Below are 4,327 nucleotides of genomic sequence, written 5' to 3'. Positions count from 1 at the left end.
CGTCGCTGTTGCTAAAAAAGTAGTCAGCATTCTCATGCTGTTGAGCACCTTCTTCGTCGATCAAGCCGAGGAAACGCAAGATCGAGATCACAAACGACTCGTTTGCTGGTGCAATGTTGAATCGCTTCAGATATCCAGCGTCCACTTTCCCCGGAAATCCCTTCCGAAGTTGGTTAATCGTTTCGACCAACCCCCGCTGAACGGAGATGTAGGGGTACGTCGGCATAACTCGTTCCCTTCTCAAGCTAGTGTTCTACAGCGTAGGGATCATCACAGACGCCTGATTTCGTGAGTCCGTCTAGTATGGAGTTTGGCGTTCGCGGTACTTGCATATGGCACGTGTTCTCGTGCGTGTTTGCTTCGGTGAGCGCTCGCGCTCGTGTCTCTGGCGCCTCTCAAGGAGGTTGACCTGTGCCATGGTGCTAATACACATAGTAAATGGACGATGACCTTGATGGTTCCGCGTGTCGGATCGGCGACGTCTTTTGTCGGCCGAACCTCAGACCAGGCGACATAAACCCCGTTTAACACGGTGGTGGTCACGAGCGTGGCAGAACATAGAGACGCGGGCGGGGTCTGCGCCTTCGCGGCTGGTGATGATCATGGCGACCATGGCGGTGCATCAGGGGTGTTTGGCGACGCTCTCGGGTCGCGGATTCCAGCGATCCACCACCCACTACGACGTGCGTGTTTCAAGAGCCCGAGTTCCAAAGGGTAGCCCACTTCGCCCGCCAGTTCGGTCACGATGCCGCCGTTCGGTTGTGGTAGCCCAGCTCTGCCAGGGGATTGGATTTTTGATTTGTGCCGAAACCTGGCCACTGCCGCCGAGGTCGTCGATGCATTCCGACAGCAGCAGCGTCGCCTTGTCGTCATTGATGACCGACACTGGCCGCGAGGGTGGCGAAGCCCCCTCGCATGGCGCGCGGAGCGCGCCCGAAAAAAGGTGCGCGGTGGGGCGAAGCCCCTCCGCGCACAAAGCCCTTGAGGGCGAGGGCGAAGCGAACTCTCTGACCCATCAGAACCGACGCGTCATGAGGAAGTTTGGGTGGAGGCGGAGCCTTCCCAAGAACGACGAAAGCGAAGCGGTTTCAGGAACCGAAACACACTTCGCCTATCGTTTTTGTGGAGCTGAGGGGATTTGAACCCCTGACCCCCTCGTTGCGAACGAGGTGCGCTACCAGCTGCGCTACAGCCCCTGGTGGTTGAACCGGCGATCACATTAACACACGCGTGGTGATGCGTCGCAGGCGTATTCGGGTGGGTTAGATCCAGCGGTTGTCGAGCCACATGCGGGCGTGCCAGTCGTCGTTGGTGATGGGTTGGCCCGTGAAGATGGGGTAGAAGTATACAAAGCACAGTGCTATGAGGATGACGATGCCCGCGGCGATGAGGGAGCCCGAGAGGCGGCGTTCGGGGGAGGATTTGGGGGGGCCGATGATCATGCCCAGGGCGAAGACGACCGCGAGGACCAGGAAGGGGACCGCGGGTAGGGCGTAGAAGAAGAACATGGTGCGGTCGGGGTAGGCCAGCCAGGGGACGATGCCCGCGGCCGCCGCGCCCAGGATGCCCCAGGCGCGCCAGTCGCGGTGGGCGACGGCCCACCAGACGAGGGCGATGATCGAGGGGAGGAACGCCCACCACAGGAGGGGGGTGCCGAGCATCAGGACCTCGGAGGCGCATTCCTTTGCGCCGCAGTCGACGTCGGGGGACCAGAAGAAGACCACGGGGCGGATGTCGAGCATCCATTGCCAGGGCCAGGACTGGTAGGTGTGCGGGGACGAGAGCGTGTCGTGGAAGTGGAGGACGTCCATGTGGTAGTGCCACAGGTTGATCAGGGGGCCGATGACGGGGGGTTCGGATTGGTGGTTGTCGCGCAGCCAGTGGCGGTAGTAGCCGTCGTCGCTGAGGAACCAGCCCGTCCAGGTGGCGAGGTAGACGGCGACGACGATGGCGCCGAAGAGGAACAGCCAGCCGATCTCGTCGATGAAGGCGTCGCGCAGGGGGTGGGCCGCGCCGACCAGGCGGCGCAGGCGCCATTCCCAGACGAAGATCAGGGCGACGAACAGGATGATGTACCACAGGGCGCTCCACTTGACGCCCATGGCGAGGCCGAGCAGGACGGCCGAGGCGATGCGCCACCAGGGGATCGAGAAGGGCGGGCGCTGTTTGGAGGGGTCGATGCCGGTGTCGAGGGCGCGCAGCCAGCGGCGGCGGCGGGCGTCGCGGTCCAGGACGAGGCAGTAGAAGGACGCCAGGATGAACACCATGAGGAAGATGTCCAAAAGGCCCGCGCGGGACAGCACGAAGTGCATGCCGTCCATGGACAGTAGGAGTCCCGCGGTGGCCCCGAGCACTGTGGAGCCGGTGAGGCGGCGGGCGAGGCGGGTGATGAGCAGGATGGACACCACGCCGGCCACCACCGAGGGGATGCGCCAGCCGAATTCGTTGTAGCCGAAGAGCCATTCGCCGATCGAGATGCACCACTTGCCGAAGGGCGGGTGGGCGACGAAGGAGCCGGAGTTGGAGTTGACGTCCCATTCCACGCCGTGCATGAGCATCTGGCGGGCGTCCTGGGGGTAGTAGACCTCGTCGAAGATGAAGCCCTTGGGGTGGGTGAGGCCGATCAGTCGCAGGATGGCGCCGAAGGCGGTGACCAGGCCGGTGACGATCCAGCCGCGGAGGCGGTCGCCGGGCATCCGGGTGGCCAGGCGGGCGCGGAGCTTGGCCGTGACCACCTCGCCGTGGCGGGATTCCACGGCGCGGCCGGCGGGGGGTCGGGTGTCTACGACGGCGGCACTCACCCACGTGATGGTAGAGGGTGGGTCGCGCGGCGTCCTGGCAGTGAGGGGTTCGGGATTCGCGGAATGATCGCCGGGGAGGGGGAGATTCAGCAATATAAATGCGTATGAATATGCGGTATGCTGCGGTCACTCTCGACAGACTCCGAGTAACGGAGATGAGGAGGAACCCCAATGAGAAGAAGATCGCTGGTGGCGATCGCGGTCGGCGTGGCAACCGCCGGAGCGCTCGCCTTGGCACCGGTCGCCATGGCCGCCCCGGTATCGGCCACGGCACCCGACATCAATGTGGACGATGTCCAGGCCCACCTGAAGGAGTTTCAGTCCATAGCGGACGCCGCGGGCGGCACCCGGCACGCCGGAAGTGACGGCTACCAGAAGTCCGCCGACTACGTGGTCGGCAAGCTGAAGGACGCCGGGTACGACGTCACCACGCCGAAGTGCGGCTCGTGCAGCGCCGACGACGTCAACGTGATCGCCGACTGGCCCGGTGGCGACGACAGCGCCACCATCATGGTCGGCGCCCACCTGGACAGCGTCTCGGCGGGCCCGGGCATCAACGACAACGGCTCCGGGTCGGCGACCGTGCTGCAGGTGGCGTTGGCGCTGGCGCAGGCCAAGCCCGACCTGGCGAAGCACGTGCGCTTCGGCTGGTGGGCCGACGAGGAGCAGGGCCTCAACGGCTCGGCCGACTACGTCAAGAGCGGCGGCGCCGACGGCGTCGAGGCGTACTTCAACCTCGACATGGTGGCCTCGCCCAACGCGGGCTACTTCGTGGACGGGCTGGACAACCAGTACGGCAAGGCGATGGCCGATTACCTGACGTCGGTGAAGAAGGAACCGGACCAGATGGAGGAGTGCTGCTCCGACGACGGTTCCTTCCGCGACGCGGGCGTGCCGATCGCCTTCCTGTCCACCGGCGCCTCGGCGCAGATGACCCAGGAGGAGGCCGACAAGTGGGGCGGCGAGGCCGGTAAGGCCTTCGACGAGTGCTACCACTCGGCCTGCGACACCTCCGACAACATCAACGCCGACGCGCTGAACAACATGGCCGACGCCCTGGCGGCGGGCCTGTGGGCGGCCGCGGTCAAGAGCTGACCAACGACGCCGACGGTGGTGCGGACGACTGCGTCCGCGCCACCGTTGCCGTGCAAGGGTTTCGCATGGGGTTAGGTTGGAACGATGTTTTACGCGTGGGGCATCATCGCGATCGCGGCCGCGTGCGTCAGCGGATACCTGACGGTCGCGGCGATGTCGCGCCCGCCCGGGCTGTCGGCGATCGCGCGAGCGATCGACGCCGAGCCGGGCAGGCCCAGCCTGCGCGACGGCGATCTGACCGCGCGTCTGGCGGGGCAACCCGCGCCGCGCACCGTGCGGGTCGCCGGCGGGTCGCGGAACCTGAGATGGGTGCTGACGGCCGGGATCGTGCTGGCGGTGGCGACGTTCGTCCTCATGCTGGCGGGTACCGGCCTGGCCTGGCTGGTCGCCACGTTCTCGATCGCGGTGTCGGCCTACCTGACCGCGAGCAC

The 4,327-nt window shown here is 65.3% G+C and carries 2 protein-coding genes, 1 tRNA gene and 2 pseudogenes; 2 read left to right on the top strand and 3 right to left on the bottom strand.

The window, feature by feature from the left end; translation table 11 throughout:
• The 3 genes and pseudogenes from VE172_RS12860 to VE172_RS12850 all read right to left on the bottom strand — a co-directional run.
• Positions 1-226 (bottom strand): annotated as a pseudogene (locus tag VE172_RS12860) (DUF5343 domain-containing protein); the annotation flags it as partial.
• Between the two features lie 897 nt (positions 227-1,123).
• A tRNA-Ala gene (locus VE172_RS12855) sits at positions 1,124-1,196 on the bottom strand.
• 66 nt (positions 1,197-1,262) lie between these two features.
• A complete protein-coding gene (locus tag VE172_RS12850; protein WP_414715093.1) occupies positions 1,263-2,810 on the bottom strand; it encodes a dolichyl-phosphate-mannose--protein mannosyltransferase in 1,548 nt (515 codons plus the stop codon).
• Positions 2,811-2,972: 162 nt separating this feature from the next.
• On the opposite strand from VE172_RS12850, the gene VE172_RS12845 reads away from it, so the two are divergent.
• Together VE172_RS12845 and VE172_RS12840 are read left to right on the top strand one after the other, a co-directional pair.
• The gene (locus VE172_RS12845; RefSeq protein WP_324802176.1) at positions 2,973-3,896 is read left to right on the top strand and encodes a M28 family peptidase; all 924 of its coding nucleotides are present in this window, start codon (positions 2,973-2,975) and stop codon (positions 3,894-3,896) included.
• 84 nt (positions 3,897-3,980) lie between these two features.
• Positions 3,981-4,327 (top strand): annotated as a pseudogene (locus VE172_RS12840) (hypothetical protein); the annotation flags it as partial.

The organism is Stackebrandtia sp., from assembly GCF_035643755.1.
Lineage (GTDB): Bacteria > Actinomycetota > Actinomycetes > Mycobacteriales > Micromonosporaceae > Stackebrandtia.
This window is presented reverse-complemented; position numbering and strand designations above follow the sequence as displayed.